Below are 24,813 nucleotides of genomic sequence, written 5' to 3'. Positions count from 1 at the left end.
CTGGTTCCCCATTTTAATCCAAAATTTAACGAACCGCACAACGGTTTGGTCCGATTTCCATTTCCTGTTGTTGTTCAATGTCTGGGTCGATTTTCCCCATATTGGTTTGACGAATTTCTTGATAGGCATTCGGTTGTGGTGGTAAGTTTTCCGTTACCATTTTACTGAATTCATTTTCGTCTTCAATATTTAAACCATGATTCTTCGCAAATAATATTCCTAACTTTTCAGCTACACTGCCATTATCATTTAACTCATCAATCATCATAAAGTGGGCTGGAAGCACAATCAGTTCTTCTGATAATTCTTTATAACGCTTATACAGAGTTTCCCTTAAATCAGCTACCCAGTCTTCTGCCTTACCGGCAAGGTCTGGTCTTCCTATTGAATCTATGAATAAAATATCACCTGAAAGCAAGAACTTTTCATCTACCATAAGGGAAGTAGAGCCGATCGTGTGTCCAGGAGAATATAATGCATGAATGTTAATAGTGGTGTTTCCGATTTTTATGTCATTGCCGTCTTCTAATGGTTGGTAAACAAAGGTTACTTCTGTTGCATCTTTAGGTGGCAGCCATTAAGTGGCACCCGTTTTTTCAGCAATTGTACGTCCACCGGAAATATGATCTGCATGAAGGTGCGTATCAAATACGTTTGTGATTTTTGCGCCAATACTTTCGGCAAAATCAAGATAGATCTCGGTCATACGAGTTGCATCAATCAGTGCTGCTTCACCGTTTGACACCACCATGTAAGATAGGCATCCCTTACCAATACGAACAAATTGATAAACTTCGCCGCCATCCTGCAGGTCGCCCACTTTAACCGGTTCTAAATGTTCACTCCATGCTTTCATACCACCTTTAAGATATGAAACGGTCAAACCTGCTTCGGAAAGCATATCTGCCACCATGACAGATGAACCTTCCTTAGCACAAACCACAAGAACCTCTTTATCGGTAGGGATTTTTCCAATGATTTCTTCTACACCATCAAGCAATTCAAAATAAGGAACATTTAAATACTCAAAGTTTTCTCCTTCGATTTTCCAATCGTTAAAATCACTTTCATTTCGGACATCTAGAACAAATAGCTTTTCTTTATTAAATACTTTTTTCGTAACTTCTTTTGAAGTCATTACGTTAACAGTCATTTCCCCTTTACCCCCTATGGTATTTATAATGATAAAAAAAATAGGCTAATTAAAAAGTTAAGGTAACATCCGCATCTTTGGCGAACTCTAAAAAGGTGACAGCGCCGCCTACTTCAATTCCATCAACAAAGTCTTCTTTTTCTAGTCCCATGACATCCATGGTCATTTGACATCCGATAAATTTAACTCCCATTTCTTGGGCAATTGCAGCTAATTCCGATATGGAAGGTACATTTGCTTTTGCAAAACCATCCGCAAAATGCTCTTTTCCCTCTGGCATGGGAAGCTGTTTGTTGGCTTCTTTATGGATTAAGTTCAATCCTTCAAATGTGAAGAATATATCTACCTCTTGATCAGTTGCCGCTGCAGCTGTTGCGATATTAAATACTTTGTATGCATCAAATAATCCACCATTACTTGCGATAATTGCTACTCTTTTAGTCATTACTTATTCCTCCTTATTTATTGATCCCTGTTGTTTTACCAATCCAACCGCTCATTCCTGGTACAACATTAATAACGTTTGCAAAACCGTGAGCTGCTAATTTCTGTGCAGCTAAATCGCTGCGGTTTCCTGTGCGGCAAACTACAAAAGTTTCAACCTGTTTATTTAGTTCATTTATTCTTTCTTTCAGTTCACCTAATGGAATAGAGAGTGCATTTGGAATATGGTTAAAAGCATATTCCGCAGCTTCTCTAACATCAATAATCACAATGTTCTCATTTGCTTCCATTTTTTTCTCAAGTTCTTCATTATTGATAACATTTGGATGTTTCTTTTCAGAAGCTTCGTCTTTAGAAGATTTGCGAAGATAATGCTTTAATACTTCGCCTTCTTCAATCGTCCCCAAATAGTGATGGCCAGTACTTTCAGCCCATGCTTTCATGTCCGCCTTGGATCCTTTATCTGTGGCTTGAACTTCTAGCACTTGTCCTGCCTCCAGGGAATTCATTGCTTTTTTTGTTTTAACAATAGGCATTGGGCATGCTAATCCTTTTGCATCTAAAATCACGTTTGCTTTCAAGTTTTCCAATTGAACATCCTCCTAATACCTACAAGGGTATTATTTTTCATAAAAAAATTTATTCCACTTTACCTTCCCAAGTAAGCATTCCACCATCCATGTTGATGACATTATATCCGTAACTTTCAAGAAATTGCGCAGCACGACCGCTTCTGCCTCCTGAACGGCATACAATGATATACTCTTTGGATTTATCTAATTCATGCATGCGAAACTCAACTAACCCTAAGGGAATATTAACGGCACCTGGGATTTTTCCAGCAGCAACCTCATCCACTTCACGTACATCGATGATATTTAATTTCTTTCCTTCATTTAATAATGTTTCAACCTCTTTTGCTGTGGTTCTTTTCATTTTTTTGTCCTCCTTCAAATTGTTCAAGACCAAGCATTCATACCGCCCTTTACATTAGTTACATTTGAAAACCCCAATTTTTTAAGAATCTTACTAGCCTGCCCACTTCTCATCCCACTTTGACAAATCACAATTACTTCTTTTTCTTTCGAAAGTTCTTTCTCCGCTTTTTGGGCAAGTTGTTGAAGAGGGATATTTTTAAAACCTCTAATATGGTTTCCTTTAAACTCACCAGGTGTACGGACATCAACATATTGTTTGTTTTTATCATTTAATTCGGCTTTTAATGCTGTTGTCGAGATCTGGTTAACACCTTTTGCTGGTAGGATTCTCTTCAACATAAAAAGTAAAAATAGGGCTAAAACAAGATAATATATATAATCCATTCGATAACCTCCTTTTTATAATGGGAACATCCATTTGTTTTAAATAAACAGATTGACATTACCTTCCTCGGCATCAGCTAAATAAGCAGCTACTCCTGCGTAATCAATGTTTTCTAATAGCTCTTCTTGTTTAAGACCTAACAAGTCCATTGTCATGGTACACGCTACTAGTTTTACTTCTTGTTCTTGAGCCAATTCGATTAATTGCGGAAGTGGCATCGCGTTATGTTTTTTCATAATATCCTTAATCATTTTAGGACCGAAACCGGCAAAGTTCATTTTGGAAAGACCCATTTTATCCGCGCCTCTTGGCATCATTTTTCCAAACATTTTCTCCATAAAGCCCTTTTTCACTGGAACATTTTCCTCTTTACGCAGGGCATTTAATCCCCAAAACGTATGAAAAATGGTTACTTCATGGTCATAAGCTGCTGCACCATTGGCAATGATATAGGCTGCCATTGCTTTATCATAATCTCCACTAAATAAAACGATCGTTGTTTTTTTCTGTTCTGTCATGCGGTAACCTCCTCTGTTTTATACCTATTGGGGTATTATACTTTTTAAAAAAAATTATCCTTTTTGAATCCAAAACTTTAAAATTCCATTTTCTTCTTCAAATTTTAATAATTCATGTCCTCCTGATTTTGCCCAGGCAGTCAGATCATTTTTGGCTCCTTTATCTGTTGTATGAATTTCTAAAACTTCACCAGATACCAATTCATTTATTGCCTTTTTTGTTTTTACAATTGGCATTGGACAGGCTAAACCTTTTGCATCTAATACTTTCACGATATTCATTGTTTGTTCCTCCTCGACATTATTTACCTTTACCCCTATGGGTATAATAATATTGAAAATAAAAGAGGGCGTCAACCCTTTTTTATCGACTCTTTACTAGCAAATTAACAGCTTCTTGTACTAATTCTTCCATGCTTTTATCTCCAGTATCGTTTGCTTTTTGAACGCACTCCACTAAGTTAGAACTTACTACCACACCAATTGTCCGATCAATAGCAGTTCTTGCAGCGGATAATTGGGTGATGACTTCTTTGCAATCCTTGTCTTCTTCCATCATCCTAAGAATTCCTCTTAACTGACCTTCAATACGTTTGACTCTATTTTTCACTTGTTCATTATAATCCATATTTTCTTGCCTCCTTTAACTATTCATTTCTATTTTAAATTTATTTTCCTTATGCATTAACTTGTTTGGCTTCATAATCGTATATCCGAGCACCTTATATCCCTTTTTCCTAAAAAAACGGATGGCAATATTTTTTTCTAGTAAACTGGATACAACTAAATGTAAATCACGATCTGGTATTTCATTATGATTTCTTTTCAGGTAAGCAATCGGTAAATTTATTGCACCTTCGATTGGGTCTTTGAAAGATTCATTATAATCTCTTACATCGATAATCTTTATTTTATCAAGATCAAGTTCATTAAATTGAATATATTGGACACCAAACACCGGAAAATATCTTTTATACGATAAATATAGTATAACTACTGTACATCCAATTAGAAATGTCATCTAAAACCTCCTTCAACTGCGAAGGGAACAGTATTGACTAGATATATAGTATACCCATTAGGGTATGAAGTCAACTGTATTCTTTTTGAATAGACAAAATGTCTGAACTGTATGGGTTTCCCCATTGGTAGAACCAATGATTGAATATTCACCAATACTTTTTAACCTCCATACAATAAATATAATCATAACTATGGAAAAGTTACGAAAAAGATTTATAATTCTTAGTATATCCATAAGAAATAACGGAATAGGAGGCTGGATATGCATTTTTTAAAAAAACTTTTAATTGAACATTGTCCTATATGCAATACAATATTAGAGACCAAAAACTCCAATGTATTAAGTTCAGTTGTCATAAAAACATGTCCAGAAAATCATTATCAAAAAGAATTTCATCCAGCTTTTGAAACATATATTGAAAGTTATGCAGTATCTAAAATAGAAGGTAGCCGATGATTGCTACCTTTGTTTTTAACCTTATTTTTTTGCAATCCAAAATTTAATAATTTTTTCATCTTGTTCTGTTTTTAAAAGGGTGTGGCCTGCAGTTTTTGACCATGCTGGAAGATCATTTAAGGCTCCCCGGTCCGTTACATGGAGCTCAATTACTTGTCCACTTTCTAAGGAATCAATCCCTTTTTTAAGCTTTATAATTGGCATAGGACAGGGTAATCCCGTTACATCCACCACTGTATCCACTTTTATTTCATTGATACTTTGTAGAACTGCTTCGCCATGATCATTTGTTTTCGTTTCAACGTTATTATTTATATTGCTTCCGTATACCGACGAATAGGTTTTCCAGCCTCCATCAACATTTTTTACAGTATATCCATTGTTTTTTAGAATCCGGCTTGCTAAATATCCTCTCAATCCGACTTGGCAGCTGACATAAATGGTTTTATCTTTTGGAAGTTCTTCTAATCTGGTTCTTAAATCATTTAACGGTATGTTAATAGATCCTTTAATAAATCCAAATTCACGCTCCATAGGTTCACGAACGTCCAGTAATAGTGCTCCATCTGCAACGATATCGTCAACTTCATGCCACTGAATCATTTCCAATTCGCCATCCATGAGATTAGAAGCCACATATCCAGCCATATTAACCGGATCTTTTGCTGAAGAATAGGGTGGTGCGTATGACAATTCAAGATTTGTTAAATCTTCAACCGTTAATTCACCTTTAATGGCAGTAGCAATCACATCAATGCGCTTATCAACCCCATCTGCTCCAACCGCTTGTGCGCCATAAATCTTTCCTGTTTCTTTATCAAAAATTAATTTTAATGCAATCGGTGCTGCGCCAGGATAATACCCTGCATGAGAGCTTGGATGAATATGAACGACTTCATAGGAGATGCCTAAACGTTTCAATATTTTCTCATTGTTGCCGGTTGCCGCAACCGTTAAATCAAAAACCTTCGCAATAGAAGTACCTAAAGTTCCTTGATATCTCTCTTTTTTGCCCATCATATTATTAGCCGCAATGCGTCCTTGGCGGTTAGCTGGTCCTGCAAGAGGAATCATGGCCTTGGTACCACTAATATAATCAACAACCTCTACCGCGTCCCCAACAGCATAAATATCTTCATTAGATGTTTGAAGATATTCATTAACAACAATTCCTCCACGCTCACCTAACTTTAAACCAGCTGTCTTGGCTAACTCATTTTCGGGTTTGACTCCGATTGCAAGAATGGTCATATCGGTTTCGATTTCTGTTCCATCAGAAAGGATAACCTTCTTACCTTGGTCAGCGAAGGACTGAACCCCATTTTCTAAGATTAGCTTCACGCCTTTCTCTTTTAGATGAGTGTGTAATATACTGGCCATTTCAACATCAATGGAAGCCATAATTTGATTAGCCATTTCAATAATGGTAACGTCGATCCCTCTATCTACTAAGTTTTCAGCCATTTCGATGCCAATAAACCCGCCGCCAATAACAACTGCCTTTTGAGGATTCTTAACATCAACATGATTCTTGATTTTGTCGGTATCGGGAATATTCCTTAAAGTAAATAGGGTCTTGTTTTCATTTAAGCCTGGGATTGGTGGTACAATTGGTCTTGCACCTGGTGATAGTAATAACTTATCATAGGATTCTTCGTAAACTTCACTATTTTGTAAATTCTTGATGATGACTTTTTTGTTCTCAGGATTAATGCTCAATACTTCACTTAAATTGCGAATATCAAGATGAAAACGTTCTGACATTCCTTTTACAGTTTGTACTAATAGCTTACTTCTGTCCTTAATGGTTTCACCAATGTAATAGGGTAATCCGCAATTTGCAAACGAAATATGTTCTCCTCGTTCAACGAGAACGATTTCTACTTCCTCACTAATTCTTCTTAATCTAGCCGCAGCAGTGGCTCCTCCTGCAACTCCACCAACGATTACCACCTTATGTGTCATATATATTCCCTCCATATTTGTTGACTAAGTTTAGAGTCCAATTAGATATACCCCAATAGGTTTATACCTATACGGGTATTGTATAAGATGAGAAAGAAATGTAAAGTCCTTGGTAAGGACTGTCACATTATCTTCACAATGATGGTAGAACCCCAGAACTTTGAGCAGGAGAATCTCTCAAAATTGAAAGTTAAGAACTGCCATAAACTATAAGTTATAATTACATTTGATTGTAAGCTTTATATCGGTAAGAACCGATATATGATTGCAGATGGATTGGAGTTGTCAAAATGAAAGAATTGCATTCACTAGAAGAAGTTAACCAGTTTATTAACCAAAACCAGTTAAGTTTTATTTATGTATTAAATCAGACGTGAAGTGTCTGCCACGCATTACTTCCTCAGGTTGAGGGAATTTTGAGCCAGTTCAGACAAATTAAAATGGGTTTGATTGATGCTGAAGAGATTCCAGAGATAGCTGGGCATTTTCAAATCTTTACTGTTCCAGTCCTTCTACTGTTTGTGGAAGGTAAAGAAGTATTGAGAGAAGCTCGGATCGTCCACACTGATGTCTTAGAGAAGAATATAAAAAGAATCTATGAAGCGGTGGTAGAATAAAAAAGGGCCTTTTATTGGTACCGTGGCACGATTAAGGTGTACCTTGCGGAGTCTTTAAACGTAAAAAAGGAGACACAAATCCTTTAGATTCAAGTGTCTCCTTTAAGCTAAAATCCTTCAACAGAAAAGCTGTTATACTATATCTTTGTAAATAATATCCCTAGTAAAGCCGATAATACGCCTATCATTTGATAAGTTTTTAACTTTTCCTTAAATAGCCAGCAACCGCCTAACACGACGACTAAACAATTTAAGCTTACAATTGGAAAAACAATACTGGCCGTACCCGTATTTAAAGCAAAAAAGTAGCTAGCGTAGCCGATCACGCTAATTAAGCCAACCATCACCCCGGTTTTAGCTTCGTAACCGAGCCATTTTTCTCTCTTTACGAAACTATTGATTGCGAGGTACACTGTGCCGCCGCCATACATGGAAATTAAGGTGTTTAACGAATTGATATTTAAATAAGAAGATGTTTTCATAAGAATTCCAAGGATACCAAACGAAAAGATCGCCAATAGAATTCTCGTTAGCCAGGGCAAGTAATGAGTATTCGCCGCAACGGAAGGCGAATATTGAATCATCACCGCCGAGCCAAGCATTAACATGATGCCCACCCACTGGATTAACGAAATATGTTCGTGAAATATCAACGCCGCACTTAAAATCGGAATAATAGTGTTCATGCCAATCAGCGGCGAGGTAAGACTGGCCGGACCATTTTCAAACGCTTTGGACATCTGGATATTTCCGTTCGCATTAAGAATTCCAATCATCGCCCCAAGTAAAACAGACACCATGCTAAATCGCGCAATTCCAACCATCATGCCATAACTGATTGAAAGCAGAAAAGCGGCAAGATAAAAGAAAAACTGAATATGTACTTTAGAAAAACCTTTCCCTGTACTCCATTTAAAAACAATATTATTTACACCAAAACAAAGCATCGTTACAAAAGCAGCTGCGACCCACATGTTGCTCCTTCTTTCTTTCCATTTATCATCCTCCTATATTCTAATACAACTCAATTATTTCACAATATTTTTTTCGAAAAAAATGGAATATGATCCTCAACTGAAATTGGTTTACTAATATAATAGCCCTGTATTTCATCCGTTTGCAGGGTCTTTATCGTTTGAAATTCACTATTGGTTTCTACGCCTTCACAAACAGTCTTCATGTTTAAACTATGTGCTAGCTGAATGATGGCTTCTGTAATTTTTTGATTATCCTGATTTTTGTCAATGTCTTTAATAAAAGATCGGTCAATTTTCAAAGAATGGATGGGAAGCCGTTTAAGATAACTAAGAGAACTGTATCCTGTACCAAAATCATCAATACTGATTTGAACTCCCAAATCCTTGATCGCTTTTAGAGTCTCGATGACACTTTGCCCATCTTTTATAAGGGTCCCTTCTGTTATTTCAATCTCCAGCCATTTTGCTTCTAATCCGGTTTGTTTTAGAACCCGCTGGATGGTTTCTACGAGATTGCTTCGATAAATTTGATGAGCAGATACGTTAACTGCTACACAAATGGGGCGCAACCCCTGCCTCTGCCATTGCTTATTTTGCCTGCAGGCCTCTTTTAGTACCCATTCCCCAATGGGAACAATCAATCCAAGGTCCTCGGCACAGGAGATAAAATCACCAGGGGATACCAAGCCCAAAGATGGGCTTCTCCACCGCAGCAATGCCTCTGTTCCCACCATCACCCCCGAATGTCCGTCGATTTTCGGCTGAAAATGCAGAAAAAATTCTTGTCGTTCCAATGCTTTTAATAATTCGGTCTCCATATTCCGTTCTACCTTTTGACAATAAAGGTTATTCTGTTTGGTCATATCAATCACAATGCCAACAATGGCGGGGCTGTTTTGAAAAGTTGTCCCTTTGGAATAAATATCAAGCACAAGTTTATAACCTTGTTTGTTGTTAATTTGTACTTGGAAAGTATCTTCCCCTTGTTCATCAGTCAAAGTCCTTGCCGCTTTTTTGCGTATTTTTTCTAGTTCATCAGGGGCGATTATCCGGTTCAAAATATTCTCCTGCCCACAAATTTCCTTTGGCTCATAGCCCAGCATTTCAGCCAGTCTTGGATTAACGTAAACAAACTTGTTATCCTGCCAGATATAGGAACCGGCCATTGAATCCTCTAACATGGTACGAAAAACACGGTCAATCGGAGTACTCATAACGATCCTCTTTTCAAAAAGATTCATTCGCTTATGAAAAAAAGAAGCTCCCCCATAATGTCAGGGTCACGGAAAGTAAACTTTTATGATAGTATGCGTTAAGTAGACAGAAATTAGCCGTTAAGATATAAAGAAAACTCGCCAGTTGGCGAGCCCAGAATTGAGACAGAAGGATAGTTTCTCTTTTAAAAACAAAGCTATGTTAAATAATATTGTTGATAAATGATTATAAAAACAAGGACCCGCTTTGGGGTCCTTGTTTTAAAGCCTTATTGAAGATTAGCACCCCGTTACTTTAAGTACATTTATTCACAAAGTAATCTTTTTTACAGGTCATTTAGTGGTAGCCCCAGGAAAATGCGAATTTACAACGTTAATCAAATTCAAACATAAAAAAGTCGAATTCCCTGTCCTTTAAGGAAAACGACTTTTTTATACGACTTCTTCAAGCAAATCCCCATTAACCTTTTTTCGGGACTATTTGTAATCTCTGCGCAGTGAAATTAAACCTGTGCTAGCCCGCCATCTACGAATAATTCAGCACCCGTCAAGTAACTGCTTTCGTCTGAAGCAAGGAAAGATACAACGTTTGCTACTTCTTCAGGTGTCCCAACTTTTCCAGCTGGAAGAGTGTTTCTGCTATTTTCCAATACTTCTTCAAGGGCATCACCAAAAAGCTCATCGTAGGCAGGTGTAAGAATAGCTCCTGGACTAACCACATTTACACGGATTTCAGTTCCTTTAAGGTCAAGAATCCAGTTGCGAACTAGTGCTCTTAATGCTGCTTTAGATGCTCCATATACACTAAACGCTGGGTTGCCAATTGATCCAGCAGTAGAGCCTGTTACAATAATAGAACCTACTTTGTTCGGGAATAGTGATAACGCTTTTTGAACAGTAAAGATGGTTCCTTTAACGTTAATGTCGAACGTTCTATCAACCTGCTCTTCAGTAATTTCACCTAATGGAAGGAAGTTGCCGGTGCCTGCATTAGCAAAAAGAATGTCCAACTTACCTTTTTCCTGCTTTATAATGTCATATAGTTTGTCTAAGTCTTCAAGCTTAGAAATATCACCTTGAACACCGGTTACGTTCTTGCCAATTTGGTTAACAGCTTTATCAAGTTCGTTTTGTCTGCGTCCCGTGATATAAACATATGCACCTTCGTTTACAAATTTTTGTGCTGTAGCAAGACCAATCCCACTTGTTCCACCCGTTACAAGCGCTATTTTACCTTCAAATTTACCCATACTTAACACTCCTTTAGAATCAATTTTATTTTATGTCTAGTACCTTTAAGTACTTGAAGAACAACTTACAAGATATAGTATCCTTCAGTAAGCACATTATCGGAAGTACCCACTTTTTTGTGATATAGTAACTAAAAAGTAATAAATGTGGAATGGAGAGCTTTAGACATGAAAAAATTTAGCTGTGGGTTTGAAGTGACAAAGGAAGTTATTGGCGGAAAATGGAAAGGCCTTGTATTATACTTTTTAATGAATGGACCAAAGAGAACGAGTGAATTAAAGCGCATTATCCCAAATATAACTCAGAAAATGCTGATTCAAACACTTAGAGAGCTTGAAGCCAGTGGACTTGTGAGCAGAAAGATGTATAATCAAGTACCGCCGAAGGTTGAATATTCATCCACTGAACTTGGAGAATCTCTTAAACCTATCTTGCAGGAGCTCTGTCAATGGGGAGGCCATTATGCGGAGCAAGAGTATGCAGAAGGTGAATATGAAATTGTACAACCAGAAGAGGCTTCTTAATGAGGAAACCAACTTATAACACCTTATATGTAAGGTATTTTATTGTTGTACTAAGATTTGGCCATTTTAAATCGAAGTAGATGGCCTCGACTGATTCTTTAAGACCATTAAAGCTTCCTTAATGTAGTTAAAAACGTGTTGATTTGAAAGAAAGTTTGATCAAAAATACCTCACAAACCCGTATTTTATGATAAATAAGAAGAACCTATTTTGAAAAAAAAATTGATCAAAATGGGCTCTTTCTTTGTGAAGTATTGTTCAATTTTTATAAAAAAGTTTGATCATTTCCTATCTAAGTTGTTCAACAATCGCGCCCTTTAACGGCACAACGTTTTTTTGAAGTTCGATCAAACTTTATTCCATATCAGTTCTTAACAGATCATGTAAAAGACTTGAGATCGGTGTAGGTGACTCCACCTGTTGTGCTGTCTTTTTCAAAAGACCAACATCCTTCAGTGGTATCTCACTCTGATTTGCCTCTTTTTTCTCGGCAATCCTATTTCCAATGCTTTGATAAATCGGAGCTGGAAACAACGTTTGTGTCAGCATGTCGACGACGGCTTTTGGATCGACACCGTTTTTCTCAGCTATCGTAAGTGCTTCCCTCAGAGAATATGAAGCAGAAGTAAGCAGGAAGTTTCCCAAGAGCTTGACAAGCGTTGCCGATCCGACCTCCTCCCCAAAATCGAAGATACCCTGACCTCCCATCGCTTTTAGAAGGGGTTGGACTCGTTTCTTAGCTTGCTGCGACCCTGCAAAAGGAATCCAAAGCTTTTTGGCAGCCGCTGCTTCAGGTCTCCCAAAAATGGGAGCCTCAACGTAGGCACTGCCATGTTGTGCGTGCATAGCTGCAAGTTTCTTTGCTGTTTCTGGCATCACTGTACTCATAGAAATATGGATCCCATCTGGTCCCAGTTGTCCTAAAAATCCCGGACTTGTCACAATGCTTTCCAGAGCCCCATCATCCCACAAAAGAGTCACAACAATTCCACCGGTTGTCACGGTGTCAGTCGGTCGGTTCACCTGTTGCGCCCCCTCAGCAACCAGTGGTTCCGCTTTGCTTGCAGTCCGGTTATACACCCGGAGAGCATACCCAGCGTTTAAAAGATTGGACGCCACAGGGAGACCCAAATTACCAAGTCCAATAAATCCGATCATTTCACTCATTTGCATCAATCCTCCTGAATCAGTTGGTTTAAAAACATTACGTTAACGTTATGTTTTGGGTAAAAAAAAACCTATCGAGGTTTTTTTTCTTCTAACCAGCGCTCAAAACGTTCAATATGATCCTCTAACTCAGCACGAAATTGCTGGTATCCTCTGATCTTCTGATCTACTTCAGCGAGATGTTGGCGCAGAACAACGAGCACTTTCTGTTTAGCCTGTACGCCACTAGGATCAATGAAATAGAGATCGATAACGTCCCGAATTTCATCAAGTCCAAGTCTAAGCTTCTTTAACTGGTCAATTTTCCTTAGGCGTGCGAGCGTCTCCTCTGTGTAATAGTGCTGCCCTTGACCTTCACGCTCTCCTGGAGGGATCAATCCAATGCTTTCATAATATCGAACGGTGCGCGGAGTAACTCCGGCTCGTTCCGTCAATTCACCTATCCGCATGCGTCCATTCATCGCTCATCCCCCAAACGTTACGTTAACGTTATGTTTATAGTATCATTTCAGCAAGCCATTGTCAAAACCATGCGCTTGTTGCATCCTTCAAGATCTCTAATAACTTTAACATAAATATCCAATTTGACTACCAAGTGTTGTTCAATTATATGGACCGATTGCTGAACAACTCTATTGTTACTCAACAATTCTCTAATACACCTTTTGGTTCAGAAACACTTTTCCTCTCACTATAAGAATACCCCTTCAGATAATCCATATCTAAAGGGAAAATGCTTCACAACTTTCTTTAAAACATCGTGACTTTCTTCAAAATATCGCAACTTTATTTCAAAAAAACACATAGATTTCCTCCAATCAATTTGTTATTAGTTATATTCTTGTTTATTATAAATCTTCCTTCTTACACTAACCTGCTTCGTTAGTGAAAAAGCGTTCCTGCTTATTACAGAAACGCTGGTTTAACAACTTCCAATGTTATTTTGATGTAAGGGATAATGACTCAATAAACGTCTTAACTTCATTTGGCGTGTAATTCTGGCTAGATACTTCAAAAATGATAGAAATCCCCTCGTTCGTAGGTGCTTGTAAAACCTTTTTCATACTGATGGAAGAAAATAACCTTTGAATTCTCAACAGTATCGTCAAGAAGTGCGTAGTGAATTAACACTGAGTAATGTTGACCATCGTTATCCAGCTGAACAAAAGACGGCTTTAATTCTTTCGAAGTGATTTCATGTAAAAATGGTACATTTGCACGAATATTGGTTAATGCCATATTTACCTCTTTTTCATCACCTTTTCCACCTAATACTTTACTATTATCAATTTCTTCTAATGCTTCCTTACGCTCCAGCACTTCATACCCAACAATTTTAGGCTCCTGTTTTGTGCCTCCCCAAAGCTCTACTGCAATTTTCTCGGTCTCAGGAATAAACTGCGGAAGCAGTAACTGTTCATAAACTCTTACAATCCCTTAGTTAAACAGGATTTTACCAATCCGTAAATCTTATCTTTTAGGTTCTCTTTTAAAACAAAGAAAATCAGTGAATAACTGACCAAATATATAAATGCTTGACCAGTTGTATTCTCGCTAAGAAGATTGTGAATGCCATTGGCACGAAGTATGGTACGAATAACAACGGAAAGAATTGCAGCAATAATTGCACAAATCAAGACTTTTTGCCCATAAAACTTTACTCCATTTTTTATTTTGTGTTAAATATTTTAATACATAAGTCGTTAAAGGGATTCAAATACCTCCACCAAGATGACCAATAAACAATCCAACTTAATAATACCATTCCTTCTTATATAAACTGCCCCTTTAGTCAATAACAAAAAAATGACCGCCGCAACGATCATTATCTTAGGCAAAAGCACCCGTTAGCATAAGTACACTCCTTCACAATCTTCTATTCAACAAGGATTTAATTAAATGCACGATGTAATCAGGTTGAAGAATTTATTAATTTATATAAGATTGTAGGCCACCAGTCCATAACTCCCCACTTTCTTCCAAGACGAATAGCAATTGTATTGTTTTCTGGGCTAACGTATAGAACTTGACCTAATGCCCCTAACGCAAAATAGTCATTATTCGTGTTGTTATTTAGATGTCCCCACCATAAATATTTATAATATGCTTTATTTTGATTAAACCACATCTTTCCCCAAGGTTGGTTTTGATAATAGCGGAAATGCTGAACATTAGTGGGCACATTATTTGGACTAACTGATTCCTCAATCCATTCATTACTAATAATCTGTTTGCCCTTCCATTCCCCATTATTCAAATATAAACTACCGAACTTAGCTAGATCTATTGCAGTCATTACTAGCCCACTCTCAATCTTTTCAAATGAATGCTTTTCACTGTCTAATATCATAAAGCCTGGAAATTCCATTCCTAACTGACTCCATATCTTCTCATAAAAAAAGTCTGTTACACTTTTATCTGTTGTCCTTTCAAGAATAAGCCCTAGTATTAACAAATGATAATCATTATAATGAAAAAATGTATCATTCGTATCTTCTACAACGGTCAGTGCCAATTCCCTTGCATTCGGATACAAGTAAACTTTTGCTTCATCTCTCCACGGAAAATGACCTTCCTTGAACTTTATCCCTGCATCCATCTGAAGGAGATGTTTGATTCTAATATTTCTTAGTTTTATTTCGGGTATATACGAAGAAACGAAATCATCTACACTTTTTATATAACCACTATCAATAGCTATTCCAACAAGAGTAGAAATAAATGATTTTGTAATGGAGAACAGCTTTTGAGGAGTATTTCTTTTATGTCCATTAAAATAACCTTCATAAAAAATAGTATCATTTTTAATAATAAGTAATGCAGTAGTTCCTGTATTCTCCATAAACTGTTTAAAGTCAGCAATTCTTTTTTTTCCTTTATGTAAGTATTCAAGGGTTGAAAATTCCAGTTTATTTGGCGATTCTTTAAAAGAATATGGATTATTATCTAATGGGAGTTTCTTTGTTGAAAAGAAATGATAGTCATTGTATGCTACTGTAAACTTATTTCTTACCATATATGAAAAATATGTAGGAATGTAATTTTTTTCATTCAATAGATATTTATTATTTTCCATCAATTTCCCCCCAAAAACAAATATGAAGAATCGTGTTTCCTTTATAAATTCTCTATCGTTTTCTATTTATCCTTCTTCAACAAACCTGTCCCGATAGTTGAACAAGGCTTATGAAACTTTGAACGTAGATAACCTCAATTTACCATAAGTCGCCACAGTCGGATATAAGCAGCTTTCGACAATCATCTTACTAACAGTTGTAGAATCGTTTCGGAAGCGGATCGTATCCAGAAACAGAAACCAGCTCAAATAATGGTCGAGGTACTTGGTCGCCACACCATTGAATCGATTCATCCAGCCCTATAAACAGCTGTGATAGTTATTGACATTTTGGATATGATAAAGCCCTTTAACCCGTTCCTTACCATCGGATTTAAACGGGTAATGTTCAATCCCTTTTTCTTTCGCATAGGCTTTGAAAGCTCTCCAGGCATCTGTAACAGATACCTTGGAACCAATTGCTTGGTCAAGTTTCGATTTAACAATGCGGCCCTGTCCCAATACTTTTGAGTAGGTTTGTTTTTGGCGGTCCCTCGCAACCAATACACAGACCTGTTCCTTACTGATGCCACGGAATCTGGATGCACCGCCACGTTTGCGGGCTTTGCGGCCAGTTATCTTCCGTTTCCCTTTTTCTGAGTACAGGAAATAGGTCTCGTCCATTTCGACGATACCTGAAAAATGGTCAATCTCCATCTGCTTCAAGGCGGATAAAACTTTGTGCCTCCAGTAGAACAGGGTGACGTTATGAACGCCGATTAGCTCTGATGCCTTTCGTAAAGAATACCCTTCAATCATACAATGGATAAAATCCAACCATTTATGGGGAAGGTGAGATCCTTTTAACGGGGTATTGGTTACATCCGTAAATGTCTTCCCGCAGTCCTTACAACGGTACCGCTGGCGTTCAATCACTTTCGCTCCCGCTTTGATTCGATATTTTCCGAAGCGGACAGCAGTTGTGGAATGGCAATGGGTGCAGGTGTAGCCATCTTTATGTTTCTGTTCGGATATTTCTTTAAAGATGGGACCGCTTGTGGAAAAAGAGACGATTGATTTTATGAAAAAGTCTTTTAACCGCAATTGATCTGCATCGTTAAGTTGTTGGATCTCTTAAATAATGTCCTTAAGTGCCATTCCGAACCCCGCCCCATATATGTTCTCATAAGCTTATTATAGAACAAATGTTCTTTTTACCGAATATCAACATAAACGATTAACAGAGCTAAAAACAAAAAAGTCTCCAACATAAATTAGAGACTCTCTTGCGTCCGGTATTAAACCATTCTAACTTTCCTTGTAACGCTGCCATTGTTTTTGTGAAAGTTCTTCTAACACTTGACTGATTAATTGCAGAACATCTTCAGGAATATCCTGTCCATCCCAATGAAAACCTTTTTTGTATGCATCCATCAATTTATACTGTAAGGTTTCCTGGATATTCCGTTCATCTGTAAGTCCCAAAATATAATCAACGGAAACGCCAAATAATTTTGAGATTCCTTTCAATTTCTCTAAGGGAGGCTGCCTGTATTCCGATTCATAAGACGCATAAGTGGACTTTTTAATCCCTAGTCTCCTTCCAGCCTCCTCCATCGTTAGCCCATGTTCTAGTCTCAATTTTTTTAGTCGTTCACCAAACATTCTCATGCCCATCCTTTACGATCATTACGCCTCTTTTGCCAGAAACCGTTCAGACATATAATAAATAGCATCTTGATATTCAGAAACCTTTTGTTGAACCAGCTGAATCTCCTCTTTACTAACCGTCTTTTGAAATTGATGATAAATCGCAAAGGTTCCAATGACTTCTTGATCTCGGTAAAAAGGGATAGACCAGCCAGTTTGAAAACCATGATGAATAAAATGCTCACGAAATGGTCCCCATAGCGGATCGGTTAAAATATCGGTAATTACGACTTTGCGTTGATGGACTGCTGAACCACAAGAACCGCATTGGCTGTTAAAAGCATTCAATTTATTAATTTCATTAAAAAAGTCAAAAAATTCTACAGGAAATTGTGGTCCGGCACCATGATAAATTTTGTTTTCCTCCGGACAATAAAATAGTATTGTCACAAAGCTATCAGGTATATGGTTTTCCAAATCCAAACATAATTCACCCAGTTTCATCTTCGTTTCAATTACTTTAAACTCTTCTTGAGTAATATAACGATTGATAAGCGCCTCCAGGTGAACCCGGATATTGGTTTCTTTTTTTACCAATAAAGGATTAATGGAAGAAAGCATCTCCCTGATTTTCTTATTTGCATTATATTTTTTTAAAGAATAAACCAGTCTAGAGTCTAAATCCATTGGCTCCTCCTTGTTTGTTAAATACTGCCTTTAATAGTTTACCGAAAGCCTCCCTATCTATACATGCATGTAAGAGACACGTAGAACAGTATTTAACGAAAGATATCTCTTTTAACAAAAAGGGATTTAGTAAAACGCCACATGACTTTGGGATTGGTCAACCATTGGATTCTGGCACCGTTCTTCCGATTGTTAAGAATTTGGGCCACAAGGAATCGCGTTACCGGCTCGACCTTGTCACCTAAAATGTTGTAGATTTTTTGGTTGTGTTCGTCCAGTGACTTCTTTAAAAAATCGGTTGCTACCATACCGGGGCTTAGAGTTCCCATTTTTATATTTGTATCCTTTGCTTCTATCGCCAATGAACGGGTAAAATAGGTAATCGCACTTTTGGAGGTTCCATAGATGGTCATCTTTTCCCGCATCATGCCATTGCTGCCGAATCCCTCCATATTATAAATTTGGCCCTCTCCTTGTTTTAACATGTGTTGAAACGCTACATGGCTTCCATTCATGACTCCTAATAGATTCGTTCGCAGGACCTGTTCATAATCTGATGCATCCATTTCCCAAAAGTACTTTTTCACTTGGTCAATACCAGCATTGTTAATCCAAATATCAATTTTCCCGAAATGATTTTCCGCCAGATTCCAAAGCCTTTCCATTGAATTTCGATCTTCTGCAGTACCTGCAAATCCACAAACTGAATCTTTATATGATTCTTCAAGTGTATGTATGGCATGCTCGACACTTGCATCATTTCTCCCATTGATCGTTACCTTACATCCTGCTTTTAAAAATTCTTGCGCCAGTCCGTAACCAATTCCTCTGGTACTCCCTGTAATGACGACGTGTTTCATCGCTGGCTCCCTCGCTTTTTCAACAAAATGATAGTATTTACCTTATTATAAGTTATTTTTTGCTTGGCGTTTTCACTTGATTTGATTATTTTTCATAGATTTGATGAACGTTTGGTGAAAATGTTTTTTAGAATAACATGACTAGTCAATGTGAAAACTATCGGCAGATTTGAATCATTTGCAGTATGGGGTGTCTGATGAATAAGGAAGAGAAAATCGACCAGGTTGGAGCACTATTTGACAGGTTTCATGAACTTCACCAAGATTTTGGACGGTTATGGCTGGAGGAGACCGTTTTTCATTGGGATTGGTGGATTGCCTTCGTGTTATCCATTGGATCATGGATATTTTGGATCTTTTATCGCAAAAAGGACAGTACCCAACGTCTATTGTATGCTGGTATATTTGCCATCTTAATTTCAGTATGTTTGGATTATACGGGTACCGCACTCGGATTATGGTACTATACAGGAAAATTGACACCGTCTTTCCCTGCCTGGCTGCCGTTTAATTTTTGTATGCTGCCTGTTTCTATTATGTTTCTCATTCAAACAAAACCTCGTATTGCACCATGGAAAAAAGCCGTGTTTCACGGCTTGTTAACCAGTTTCGTTGGTGAACCGATCTTCTCATTGTCCGGTTTCTACGTGTTGACCGGCTGGGAATACTACTATTCTGTTCCTATTTATGCGCTCATCTATATGTTTTGTCATTGGTTAACAAACCGAGATACATACGCAAAAACATACCAGCCCGGATGAGCAATAAAAAATTTATTTAGGACACCTAGAATAAATCGTCCATTTTTTTCTATACTAATAACAGGACTTGTAGCTCAATGTGCAGAGCAGCCATATCGTACTCTCCTGTACGACATGAGCATCTTATGGGTTAAAATCCCATCAAGTCCTATCAAATGAAACAGGGGGACGGAATCCATGTGCTTCATTTTTTGAAGCACAAGGGCCGTCCCCCATGTTTTTTAGTTTAACTCCCTAACTTGAAACGGAAGCAATATGCGTTCAATTTGGTCACGATGCGGCTCAAATTGCTCAGGGAGCATTAATTTTTCACCTAGATGTTCTTTCGTTTCATCAATCGCGAAACCTGGAGGGTCGGTGGCAATTTCAAATAAAATTTCCCCGTGCTCTCTAAAGTAAACCGAATTAAAATAATTTCTGTCACGTACTGGTGTAACACCATAACCATTTGCTTCCAAATACCGTTTCCATTCTAACTGATCTTCATCATGATCAGCACGCATGGCAATATGGTGAACGGTGCCGACACCCATCTTTCCCCGGCCAATAGGTGTTAATTTTACATCTATGGTATTGCCAATATCTCCGGCAGACCTGTAGCGAGCAAAGTCCCCTTCTTTTCCAACAAACTCCCAACCCATTAATTTTTCCAACAGATTCCTTGTTTTCTCCGGATGACTCGATAACAGTACAGCTCCACCAAAACCTTTAATGGCAACTTCAGGAGTCACTCCGCTAAAAGCCCAGGTATTTTCCTCTCCTTCCTCGCGTTCAACCAATTCCAAATGTAAGCCGTGAGGATCATCAAATTTGATATACTGTTCACCAAAACGCTCTGCTTTCGTGAAAGGGATTTGGAACTTTTCCATCCGCTTTTCCCAAAAATCTAGTGAGCCTTTAGGAATAACATAGGTGGTCACACCGACCTGACCATCTCCCAAAACACCTCTATAGGCATCAGGCCATGGAAAAAAGGTGATAATCGTCCCTGGTTTGCCTTCTTCGTTGCCGAAATAAAAGTGATAGGTTGCTGGATCGTCAAAATTGACAGTTGTTTTGACCAATCTCAACCCTAATACGCCAGCGTAAAAGTCCACATTTTCTTGTGGATGTCCAACAATGGCTGTGATATGGTGAATGCCCAGTGTTTTCTTACTCATGGTATCCCCTCCTACTTTGTTAAACCTATTTTGTCCTATTTTCATGGATATTTATTTCGAAATGATAATTCTCTAATTCAAGATAATTTTATCTCTATTTTTATTTATAGTCAACCTGAACATATTTAATGGTAAAATATAGCTATCTTTAAAGTGAAATAAATAGTGGTTCGTTTCGTCTATTGAGTAAAGGGGTGTTTAGATTGAAGAGACTGGTGCTATTTGTGATTGGGGTATTTTTCCTAACAGCCTGCCGTTCCACACCTTTTGGCAGTCATACAATTATTGATTGGGTTGACTTTTTAAAATGGGATGGGAAAGAATATCTAGGAATTTATGACGGTGTGTTATCCGATGAAAAATATATCGGGGAAAAAGTAGGGACTGTTAAATTCAAAGTTGCAGACAATGTAAACAATCCCAGCTATAAAACGAAAGACGGAGACGCGGCCTTTCACCCCAAGGGGACAGAGATTTACTCCATTAATGGCTATCCAAATTTACTCGCAGTAAAATCTTCTTCGGATTTAAATGGATATCGAGTGTATTATTCTAACGATGATATGGAGTACCAATGGCATTATAAAGACATGCCAAGCAATGAAGTGACCAGGATTGAATTTTATCACCTTTATACCGATGAAGGAACTCAAAAAATAGCAGAATTCAATCAACAGGAAGAACGGCAAAAATTACTTCAACTATTAAAGGACAGCCAAGAAAGCCCCAATTTTCAGCCGGATACGAGCCAGGGTGATCCTCTCTATTACGAGATGGTTTTTTATACGGACAGACCAATTGCCTATAAGTATGATCTTCAGTTTGACGGCAGTACTTTTTTCTGGCATCCCTGGGATACATCCATTCTGGGAGATGAAATCAAGACGTTTATTCCTGACAATCCATTGTGAACGAATAAGGCAGCTTACATAACTGCCTTGTTCTTTTTTATTTATAGCTTTGTGAAGCTCCTATTTACCTTATTTGCTCTTTTGAGCTCGGTTCGGGCGTTAGGGACCTTCCCTATTTAACTCATCCGAGGAATCTTTCACTTCCTACAATCCAAGGAATTTTTCAATCTGGTTAAATTCTTTCAAAATGTCTTGATAGGTGTGTTCTATAGATTTTACATCTATACTTGCCTCGATGTCTGTACTTACCTCCGCAAACACAGCACTGAATGCCTCTAATTTTTGTATAATAGCTTGAACTTCTCCCATCTGTTCAATGGAAGGATCCATGTAGGTATAAACATTAAACGAATGCAAATTGGCGCAAAACTTTTCATATAGGTCAGCACGTGCCTTGCCTTTTTTCTTCGCGCCGTTCAATAAATCCTTCATACTAGCCAATACATTCTTTCCTTGCTGCAATAATAGTTCTCTGCTGTTGGTTGAATCCATTTCGACTACGACCTTTCTAAAATGCTAATGACTTGTTGTATATTCAATTATAGCACTATTGAACAATGTTGATGTTAAAAGTAGATTTTTAAAACCCCAACAACCATAAAAAAGGCAGCGGTGGCTGCCTTCTTCCTCTCTACTCCAAATTTAGTGGACGTAACTTCTCTTCGATCTCTTTTCGGCGCGGTTCTAAAAATGGCGGCAATGCCAGTGCCTGACCCATGGTTTCCATTGGCTCATCTGTCGCAAATCCAGGTGTATCCGTAGACAACTCAAACAAAATGCCATTTGGCTCCCTGAAATACAGTGCCTTAAAATAATATCTTTCCACTTTTCCCGAATTTGGAAGACGGTGTTCCTTTAACCGGTCAGCCCAGAGGTCATACTCTGTTTCGTTTGGGACTCTGAAGGCTACATGGTGGACACCGCCACGGCCTAAACGAGCCTTGGGCAAATCCGGTCGCGTTTCTATATGGACCTCTGCCCCGCTTCCCCCTTCTCCTGTTGCATAAACCATGATATCCGGGTGATTTCCGGTACCAGATGGATAGGAGCCTACATAGCGAAACCCCATTACTTTGGTTAAGACGTCAATGGTGGGCTCGCTAATAGAGACTGTTAGAGTAACCGGTCCAAGGCCAACGATTGCATGCTCTAGAGGGATATCTGCTTGTTTCCATGGCACCCCTGCCCGCACACCTTGTTCGCCATTATCTGCGACCAGTCTTAAAGAAGTACCTTCAAAATCTTGAAAATCCAGAGTGTCACGATTGGCTCGTTGTTCGATGTCTCCATGGGCGATACGAAACCGGTCAAATCGATCTTTCCAGTATAGCAAAGAGTCCGTGCTTTTTACCCTTAGAGACACGATCGAAATATCAGAAGTTCCATGATACGTATGCCCTAAACCAGGTATATCAAAAAAAGTAACTTCTGTGCCAGGAGTACCTTCCGCATCAGCATAAAAGAGATGGTACGATTCGGTGTTGTCTTGGTTAACGGTCTTTTTAACCAAACGCATGCCAAGGATCTTTGTATAAAATTCGTAATTTCTTTCCGCTTTCCCTGTCAAAATCGAGACATGGTGCAGCCCCAATAATTCCATCCTATTTGCCCCCTAAATATGTTTCTTTATACCAGGCCGCAGCAGCATTTACCTCGTCAATGGTCAATTGATGGCCACGGTTTTCCCAATGCATTTCCACCTTAGCATTTGCTTGGGTTAATAACGATTCCAGTTCAATTGATTCTTCCTGCGGACAAATGGGGTCATTGGTTCCTGCCGAAATAAACACAGCTTTCCCAGACAAATCAGGAAGATCGATCCCCCTTCTCGGCACCATTGGGTGGTGAAGAATTGCCCCGCTCAATGCGTTTTGGTAATGGAATAATAAACTGGCAGCAATATTAGCCCCATTAGAATAGCCGATGGCCAATATAGCATTCCGATCAAATTCATATTTCTGTGCTGCTTCATCAAGAAAATCATTCAATTCCTTTGTTCGATAAATCAAGTCCTCAATATCAAAAACTCCCTCTGCGAGACGCCGGAAAAAACGGGGCATGCCATTTTCTAACACGTTCCCCCGTACACTCAAAATAGAGGCTCGATCGTCAATCATTCCCGCGAGTGGCAATAAATCCAATTCATTGCCACCCGTGCCGTGCAACAGCAGCAAGGTTGGCCGTGACGAATCTTTTCCTTTTTGGAAGATATGCTTCATTTTATTTATCCCCTTTCCCCATTTAAGGGTCTCATAGTTTTGGTTACCTAAACCTATTTTGGTCTTTCTATCGTAAATATCTCACCGATTTTCGCATAATCATGACCTGCCAATCGACCTACAGCAGCCAACCCACGTGGGTCCACCTTTCCATCTTGATAAATCGACTCGTCGATGTGAATTTGAACCACTTTTCCGATGATAAAATCGCAACTTGGCACCTCACCACCTAATTCTAGCGATCTTTCTAAAATACACTCCATCCGGATTTTTGCTTCCTTTATTCCGGGGACAGAGATTTTTAAACTAGGGGCGGGGGTAAAGTCTACAAGTTCCACTTCACTTTCATCAGGTGGAAGGCTTGCAGCCGTTTGGTTTACTTTTTCAACGTTATGTTCATCGACGATATGGATCACGAATTCTTTCTCGGTTAAAATGTTTCTGGCTGTATCCTTCTGCCGACCATTTGACCGGCTAATTGATAGCGAGACAAGCGGCGGATTTGAAGATACCACGTTAAAATAGCTAAACGGTGCTCCATTGATGATTCCTTCATTTGACATGGAAGTCACAAACGCGATTGGCCTTGGAATAATACTTCCGATTAATAATTTATAATTGTCCCTGTCTGACTGGACGGAAGGGTCAATGGATTTCAAGTAAATCATCCCTTTCATATGTGAATGGACATTTTAGAAAAACTTTAACACGATAAAAAAGAAAATCAAACTGTTAGACTTTATCTTGAATTCGAGATAATTGTAAAGTAATACTCCACTCTCTGTCAACAATAAGGAAATTTTTATACATGTTTCCGTTCAGATACGGCATGTTTGTCTATACGCGATTTTCCTTTTTACATATTCTGTATTGAAGT

At 38.3% G+C, this 24,813-nt stretch carries 28 protein-coding genes and 3 pseudogenes; 5 read left to right on the top strand and 26 right to left on the bottom strand.

All coding sequences use genetic code 11. The annotated features are described in order from the left end of the window. Positions 1-25: 25 nt before the first annotated feature. The 9 genes and pseudogenes from BN2425_RS04605 to BN2425_RS04565 form a co-directional block, all read right to left on the bottom strand. Positions 26-1,153, bottom strand: a pseudogene (locus BN2425_RS04605) (MBL fold metallo-hydrolase). A gap of 49 nt (positions 1,154-1,202) precedes the next feature. Beyond that, positions 1,203-1,598 carry a DsrE/DsrF/DrsH-like family protein gene (locus BN2425_RS04600; protein ID WP_042455572.1) on the bottom strand — a complete coding sequence of 132 codons (396 nt, stop codon included), beginning with the start codon at positions 1,596-1,598 and terminating at the stop codon, positions 1,203-1,205. Between the two features lie 13 nt (positions 1,599-1,611). Continuing rightward, positions 1,612-2,187: a sulfurtransferase TusA family protein gene (locus BN2425_RS04595; protein ID WP_042455570.1), complete on the bottom strand. Its 576-nt coding sequence runs from the start codon at positions 2,185-2,187 to the stop codon at positions 1,612-1,614. A gap of 49 nt (positions 2,188-2,236) precedes the next feature. Further along, a complete protein-coding gene (locus BN2425_RS04590) occupies positions 2,237-2,533 on the bottom strand; it encodes a rhodanese-like domain-containing protein (protein ID WP_042455568.1) in 297 nt (98 codons plus the stop codon). Between the two features lie 23 nt (positions 2,534-2,556). Beyond that, positions 2,557-2,919 (bottom strand): rhodanese-like domain-containing protein, encoded by a 363-nt coding sequence (locus BN2425_RS04585; RefSeq protein WP_042455566.1) that lies wholly within the window; start codon positions 2,917-2,919, stop codon positions 2,557-2,559. Between the two features lie 39 nt (positions 2,920-2,958). Beyond that, entirely contained in the window at positions 2,959-3,438 is a 480-nt protein-coding gene (locus BN2425_RS04580) for a DsrE/DsrF/DrsH-like family protein (protein ID WP_042455563.1), read from the bottom strand. A gap of 54 nt (positions 3,439-3,492) precedes the next feature. Further along, positions 3,493-3,720, bottom strand: coding sequence for a sulfurtransferase TusA family protein (locus tag BN2425_RS04575; RefSeq protein WP_042455562.1), 228 nt, complete (start codon positions 3,718-3,720; stop codon positions 3,493-3,495). 82 nt (positions 3,721-3,802) lie between these two features. Further along, a complete protein-coding gene (locus BN2425_RS04570) occupies positions 3,803-4,066 on the bottom strand; it encodes a metal-sensitive transcriptional regulator (RefSeq protein WP_042455559.1) in 264 nt (87 codons plus the stop codon). 15 nt (positions 4,067-4,081) lie between these two features. Beyond that, positions 4,082-4,459, bottom strand: coding sequence for a rhodanese-like domain-containing protein (locus BN2425_RS04565; RefSeq protein WP_042455557.1), 378 nt, complete (start codon positions 4,457-4,459; stop codon positions 4,082-4,084). A 264-nt stretch (positions 4,460-4,723) separates the two neighbouring features. Between BN2425_RS04565 and BN2425_RS04560 the strand changes: the two genes are divergently transcribed. Beyond that, positions 4,724-4,918: a hypothetical protein gene (locus tag BN2425_RS04560; RefSeq protein ID WP_042455554.1), complete on the top strand. Its 195-nt coding sequence runs from the start codon at positions 4,724-4,726 to the stop codon at positions 4,916-4,918. A 21-nt stretch (positions 4,919-4,939) separates the two neighbouring features. Here the strand turns inward: BN2425_RS04560 and BN2425_RS04555 are convergent, their stop codons facing one another. Next, positions 4,940-6,883, bottom strand: a complete 1,944-nt coding sequence (locus BN2425_RS04555; RefSeq protein ID WP_042455551.1) for a CoA-disulfide reductase — start codon at positions 6,881-6,883, stop codon at positions 4,940-4,942. Positions 6,884-7,173: 290 nt separating this feature from the next. Here BN2425_RS04555 and BN2425_RS04550 point away from each other — a divergent pair. Further along, a pseudogene (locus BN2425_RS04550) lies at positions 7,174-7,500 on the top strand (thioredoxin family protein). Positions 7,501-7,637: 137 nt separating this feature from the next. On the opposite strand, the gene BN2425_RS04545 reads toward BN2425_RS04550, so the two are convergent. The 3 genes from BN2425_RS04545 to BN2425_RS04535 form a co-directional block, all read right to left on the bottom strand. Further along, complete coding sequence (locus BN2425_RS04545) at positions 7,638-8,474, bottom strand: EamA family transporter (protein ID WP_042455547.1); 837 nt, start codon at positions 8,472-8,474, stop codon at positions 7,638-7,640. Positions 8,475-8,533: 59 nt separating this feature from the next. Beyond that, on the bottom strand, positions 8,534-9,691 hold the full coding sequence (locus BN2425_RS04540; protein ID WP_052352775.1) for a sensor domain-containing protein: 1,158 nt from the start codon (positions 9,689-9,691) through the stop codon (positions 8,534-8,536). A 503-nt stretch (positions 9,692-10,194) separates the two neighbouring features. Next, positions 10,195-10,941 carry an SDR family NAD(P)-dependent oxidoreductase gene (locus tag BN2425_RS04535; protein WP_042455544.1) on the bottom strand — a complete coding sequence of 249 codons (747 nt, stop codon included), beginning with the start codon at positions 10,939-10,941 and terminating at the stop codon, positions 10,195-10,197. Positions 10,942-11,109: 168 nt separating this feature from the next. Here BN2425_RS04535 and BN2425_RS04530 point away from each other — a divergent pair, with 168 nt between their 5' ends. Beyond that, on the top strand, positions 11,110-11,466 hold the full coding sequence (locus tag BN2425_RS04530) for a winged helix-turn-helix transcriptional regulator (RefSeq protein ID WP_042455542.1): 357 nt from the start codon (positions 11,110-11,112) through the stop codon (positions 11,464-11,466). Positions 11,467-11,820: 354 nt separating this feature from the next. Here the strand turns inward: BN2425_RS04530 and BN2425_RS04525 are convergent, their stop codons facing one another. The 8 genes and pseudogenes from BN2425_RS04525 to BN2425_RS04490 all read right to left on the bottom strand — a co-directional run bounded on the left by BN2425_RS04525 (position 11,821) and on the right by BN2425_RS04490 (position 18,885). Next, a complete protein-coding gene (locus tag BN2425_RS04525; RefSeq protein WP_074433008.1) occupies positions 11,821-12,633 on the bottom strand; it encodes an NAD(P)-dependent oxidoreductase in 813 nt (270 codons plus the stop codon). Between the two features lie 71 nt (positions 12,634-12,704). Next, on the bottom strand, positions 12,705-13,094 hold the full coding sequence (locus BN2425_RS04520; RefSeq protein ID WP_042455539.1) for a MerR family transcriptional regulator: 390 nt from the start codon (positions 13,092-13,094) through the stop codon (positions 12,705-12,707). A gap of 550 nt (positions 13,095-13,644) precedes the next feature. Next, positions 13,645-13,953: a hypothetical protein gene (locus BN2425_RS04515; RefSeq protein ID WP_042455536.1), complete on the bottom strand. Its 309-nt coding sequence runs from the start codon at positions 13,951-13,953 to the stop codon at positions 13,645-13,647. A gap of 592 nt (positions 13,954-14,545) precedes the next feature. Beyond that, on the bottom strand, positions 14,546-15,709 hold the full coding sequence (locus BN2425_RS04510) for a serine hydrolase domain-containing protein (RefSeq protein WP_052352774.1): 1,164 nt from the start codon (positions 15,707-15,709) through the stop codon (positions 14,546-14,548). A gap of 108 nt (positions 15,710-15,817) precedes the next feature. Then, positions 15,818-16,819, bottom strand: a pseudogene (locus tag BN2425_RS22220) (IS1595 family transposase). A 177-nt stretch (positions 16,820-16,996) separates the two neighbouring features. Beyond that, positions 16,997-17,353: a helix-turn-helix domain-containing protein gene (locus BN2425_RS04500; protein ID WP_042455532.1), complete on the bottom strand. Its 357-nt coding sequence runs from the start codon at positions 17,351-17,353 to the stop codon at positions 16,997-16,999. Positions 17,354-17,377: 24 nt separating this feature from the next. Beyond that, a complete protein-coding gene (locus BN2425_RS04495) occupies positions 17,378-18,025 on the bottom strand; it encodes a GAF domain-containing protein (protein WP_042455529.1) in 648 nt (215 codons plus the stop codon). 92 nt (positions 18,026-18,117) lie between these two features. Then, positions 18,118-18,885: an SDR family NAD(P)-dependent oxidoreductase gene (locus BN2425_RS04490; RefSeq protein WP_042455527.1), complete on the bottom strand. Its 768-nt coding sequence runs from the start codon at positions 18,883-18,885 to the stop codon at positions 18,118-18,120. A gap of 197 nt (positions 18,886-19,082) precedes the next feature. Between BN2425_RS04490 and BN2425_RS04485 the strand changes: the two genes are divergently transcribed. After that, complete coding sequence (locus tag BN2425_RS04485; protein WP_042455524.1) at positions 19,083-19,646, top strand: CBO0543 family protein; 564 nt, start codon at positions 19,083-19,085, stop codon at positions 19,644-19,646. Positions 19,647-19,867: 221 nt separating this feature from the next. Here the strand turns inward: BN2425_RS04485 and BN2425_RS04480 are convergent, their stop codons facing one another. After that, a complete protein-coding gene (locus tag BN2425_RS04480; protein ID WP_042455521.1) occupies positions 19,868-20,806 on the bottom strand; it encodes a ring-cleaving dioxygenase in 939 nt (312 codons plus the stop codon). 203 nt (positions 20,807-21,009) lie between these two features. Here BN2425_RS04480 and BN2425_RS04475 point away from each other — a divergent pair, with 203 nt between their 5' ends. Beyond that, positions 21,010-21,717, top strand: a complete 708-nt coding sequence (locus BN2425_RS04475; RefSeq protein ID WP_042455518.1) for a hypothetical protein — start codon at positions 21,010-21,012, stop codon at positions 21,715-21,717. Between the two features lie 144 nt (positions 21,718-21,861). Here the strand turns inward: BN2425_RS04475 and BN2425_RS04470 are convergent, their stop codons facing one another. From BN2425_RS04470 to BN2425_RS04455, 4 genes are all read right to left on the bottom strand, one after another. Next, positions 21,862-22,209, bottom strand: coding sequence for a hypothetical protein (locus tag BN2425_RS04470; protein ID WP_042455516.1), 348 nt, complete (start codon positions 22,207-22,209; stop codon positions 21,862-21,864). Positions 22,210-22,348: 139 nt separating this feature from the next. Next, positions 22,349-23,317, bottom strand: a complete 969-nt coding sequence (locus BN2425_RS04465) for a ring-cleaving dioxygenase (protein ID WP_042455513.1) — start codon at positions 23,315-23,317, stop codon at positions 22,349-22,351. Between the two features lies 1 nt (position 23,318). Beyond that, positions 23,319-23,936: an alpha/beta hydrolase gene (locus tag BN2425_RS04460; RefSeq protein ID WP_042455510.1), complete on the bottom strand. Its 618-nt coding sequence runs from the start codon at positions 23,934-23,936 to the stop codon at positions 23,319-23,321. 53 nt (positions 23,937-23,989) lie between these two features. Next, positions 23,990-24,595 (bottom strand): flavin reductase family protein, encoded by a 606-nt coding sequence (locus tag BN2425_RS04455; protein WP_042455507.1) that lies wholly within the window; start codon positions 24,593-24,595, stop codon positions 23,990-23,992. Between the last annotated feature and the right edge of the window lie 218 nt (positions 24,596-24,813).

Origin of the sequence: Neobacillus dielmonensis, assembly GCF_000612665.1 — a bacterium.
Taxonomy (GTDB): Bacteria; Bacillota; Bacilli; order Bacillales; family Cytobacillaceae; genus Neobacillus; species Neobacillus dielmonensis.
Note: the sequence above shows the minus strand (reverse complement) of the source record. Positions and strands in the feature narration are given on the sequence as shown.

Excerpts from the sequence above, each read along its gene's own strand:
- BN2425_RS04485 (WP_042455524.1), top strand. The coding sequence starts at position 19,083 with ATGAATAAGGAAGAGAAAATCGACCAGGTTGGAGCACTATTTGACAGG.
- BN2425_RS04535 (WP_042455544.1), bottom strand. The coding sequence starts at position 10,941 with ATGGGTAAATTTGAAGGTAAAATAGCGCTTGTAACGGGTGGAACAAGT.
- BN2425_RS04500 (WP_042455532.1), bottom strand. The coding sequence starts at position 17,353 with ATGTTTGGTGAACGACTAAAAAAATTGAGACTAGAACATGGGCTAACG.
- BN2425_RS04495 (WP_042455529.1), bottom strand. The coding sequence starts at position 18,025 with ATGGATTTAGACTCTAGACTGGTTTATTCTTTAAAAAAATATAATGCA.
- BN2425_RS04480 (WP_042455521.1), bottom strand. The coding sequence starts at position 20,806 with ATGAGTAAGAAAACACTGGGCATTCACCATATCACAGCCATTGTTGGA.
- BN2425_RS04600 (WP_042455572.1), bottom strand. The coding sequence starts at position 1,598 with ATGACTAAAAGAGTAGCAATTATCGCAAGTAATGGTGGATTATTTGAT.
- BN2425_RS04570 (WP_042455559.1), bottom strand. The coding sequence starts at position 4,066 with ATGGATTATAATGAACAAGTGAAAAATAGAGTCAAACGTATTGAAGGT.
- BN2425_RS04580 (WP_042455563.1), bottom strand. The coding sequence starts at position 3,438 with ATGACAGAACAGAAAAAAACAACGATCGTTTTATTTAGTGGAGATTAT.
- BN2425_RS04560 (WP_042455554.1), top strand. The coding sequence starts at position 4,724 with ATGCATTTTTTAAAAAAACTTTTAATTGAACATTGTCCTATATGCAAT.
- BN2425_RS04590 (WP_042455568.1), bottom strand. The coding sequence starts at position 2,533 with ATGAAAAGAACCACAGCAAAAGAGGTTGAAACATTATTAAATGAAGGA.
- BN2425_RS04565 (WP_042455557.1), bottom strand. The coding sequence starts at position 4,459 with ATGACATTTCTAATTGGATGTACAGTAGTTATACTATATTTATCGTAT.
- BN2425_RS04545 (WP_042455547.1), bottom strand. The coding sequence starts at position 8,474 with ATGTGGGTCGCAGCTGCTTTTGTAACGATGCTTTGTTTTGGTGTAAAT.
- BN2425_RS04465 (WP_042455513.1), bottom strand. The coding sequence starts at position 23,317 with ATGGAATTATTGGGGCTGCACCATGTCTCGATTTTGACAGGGAAAGCG.
- BN2425_RS04470 (WP_042455516.1), bottom strand. The coding sequence starts at position 22,209 with ATGGATTCAACCAACAGCAGAGAACTATTATTGCAGCAAGGAAAGAAT.
- BN2425_RS04520 (WP_042455539.1), bottom strand. The coding sequence starts at position 13,094 with ATGAATGGACGCATGCGGATAGGTGAATTGACGGAACGAGCCGGAGTT.
- BN2425_RS04530 (WP_042455542.1), top strand. The coding sequence starts at position 11,110 with ATGAAAAAATTTAGCTGTGGGTTTGAAGTGACAAAGGAAGTTATTGGC.
- BN2425_RS04540 (WP_052352775.1), bottom strand. The coding sequence starts at position 9,691 with ATGAGTACTCCGATTGACCGTGTTTTTCGTACCATGTTAGAGGATTCA.
- BN2425_RS04510 (WP_052352774.1), bottom strand. The coding sequence starts at position 15,709 with ATGGAAAATAATAAATATCTATTGAATGAAAAAAATTACATTCCTACA.
- BN2425_RS04585 (WP_042455566.1), bottom strand. The coding sequence starts at position 2,919 with ATGGATTATATATATTATCTTGTTTTAGCCCTATTTTTACTTTTTATG.
- BN2425_RS04575 (WP_042455562.1), bottom strand. The coding sequence starts at position 3,720 with ATGAATATCGTGAAAGTATTAGATGCAAAAGGTTTAGCCTGTCCAATG.
- BN2425_RS04460 (WP_042455510.1), bottom strand. The coding sequence starts at position 23,936 with ATGAAGCATATCTTCCAAAAAGGAAAAGATTCGTCACGGCCAACCTTG.
- BN2425_RS04525 (WP_074433008.1), bottom strand. The coding sequence starts at position 12,633 with ATGAGTGAAATGATCGGATTTATTGGACTTGGTAATTTGGGTCTCCCT.
- BN2425_RS04555 (WP_042455551.1), bottom strand. The coding sequence starts at position 6,883 with ATGACACATAAGGTGGTAATCGTTGGTGGAGTTGCAGGAGGAGCCACT.
- BN2425_RS04490 (WP_042455527.1), bottom strand. The coding sequence starts at position 18,885 with ATGAAACACGTCGTCATTACAGGGAGTACCAGAGGAATTGGTTACGGA.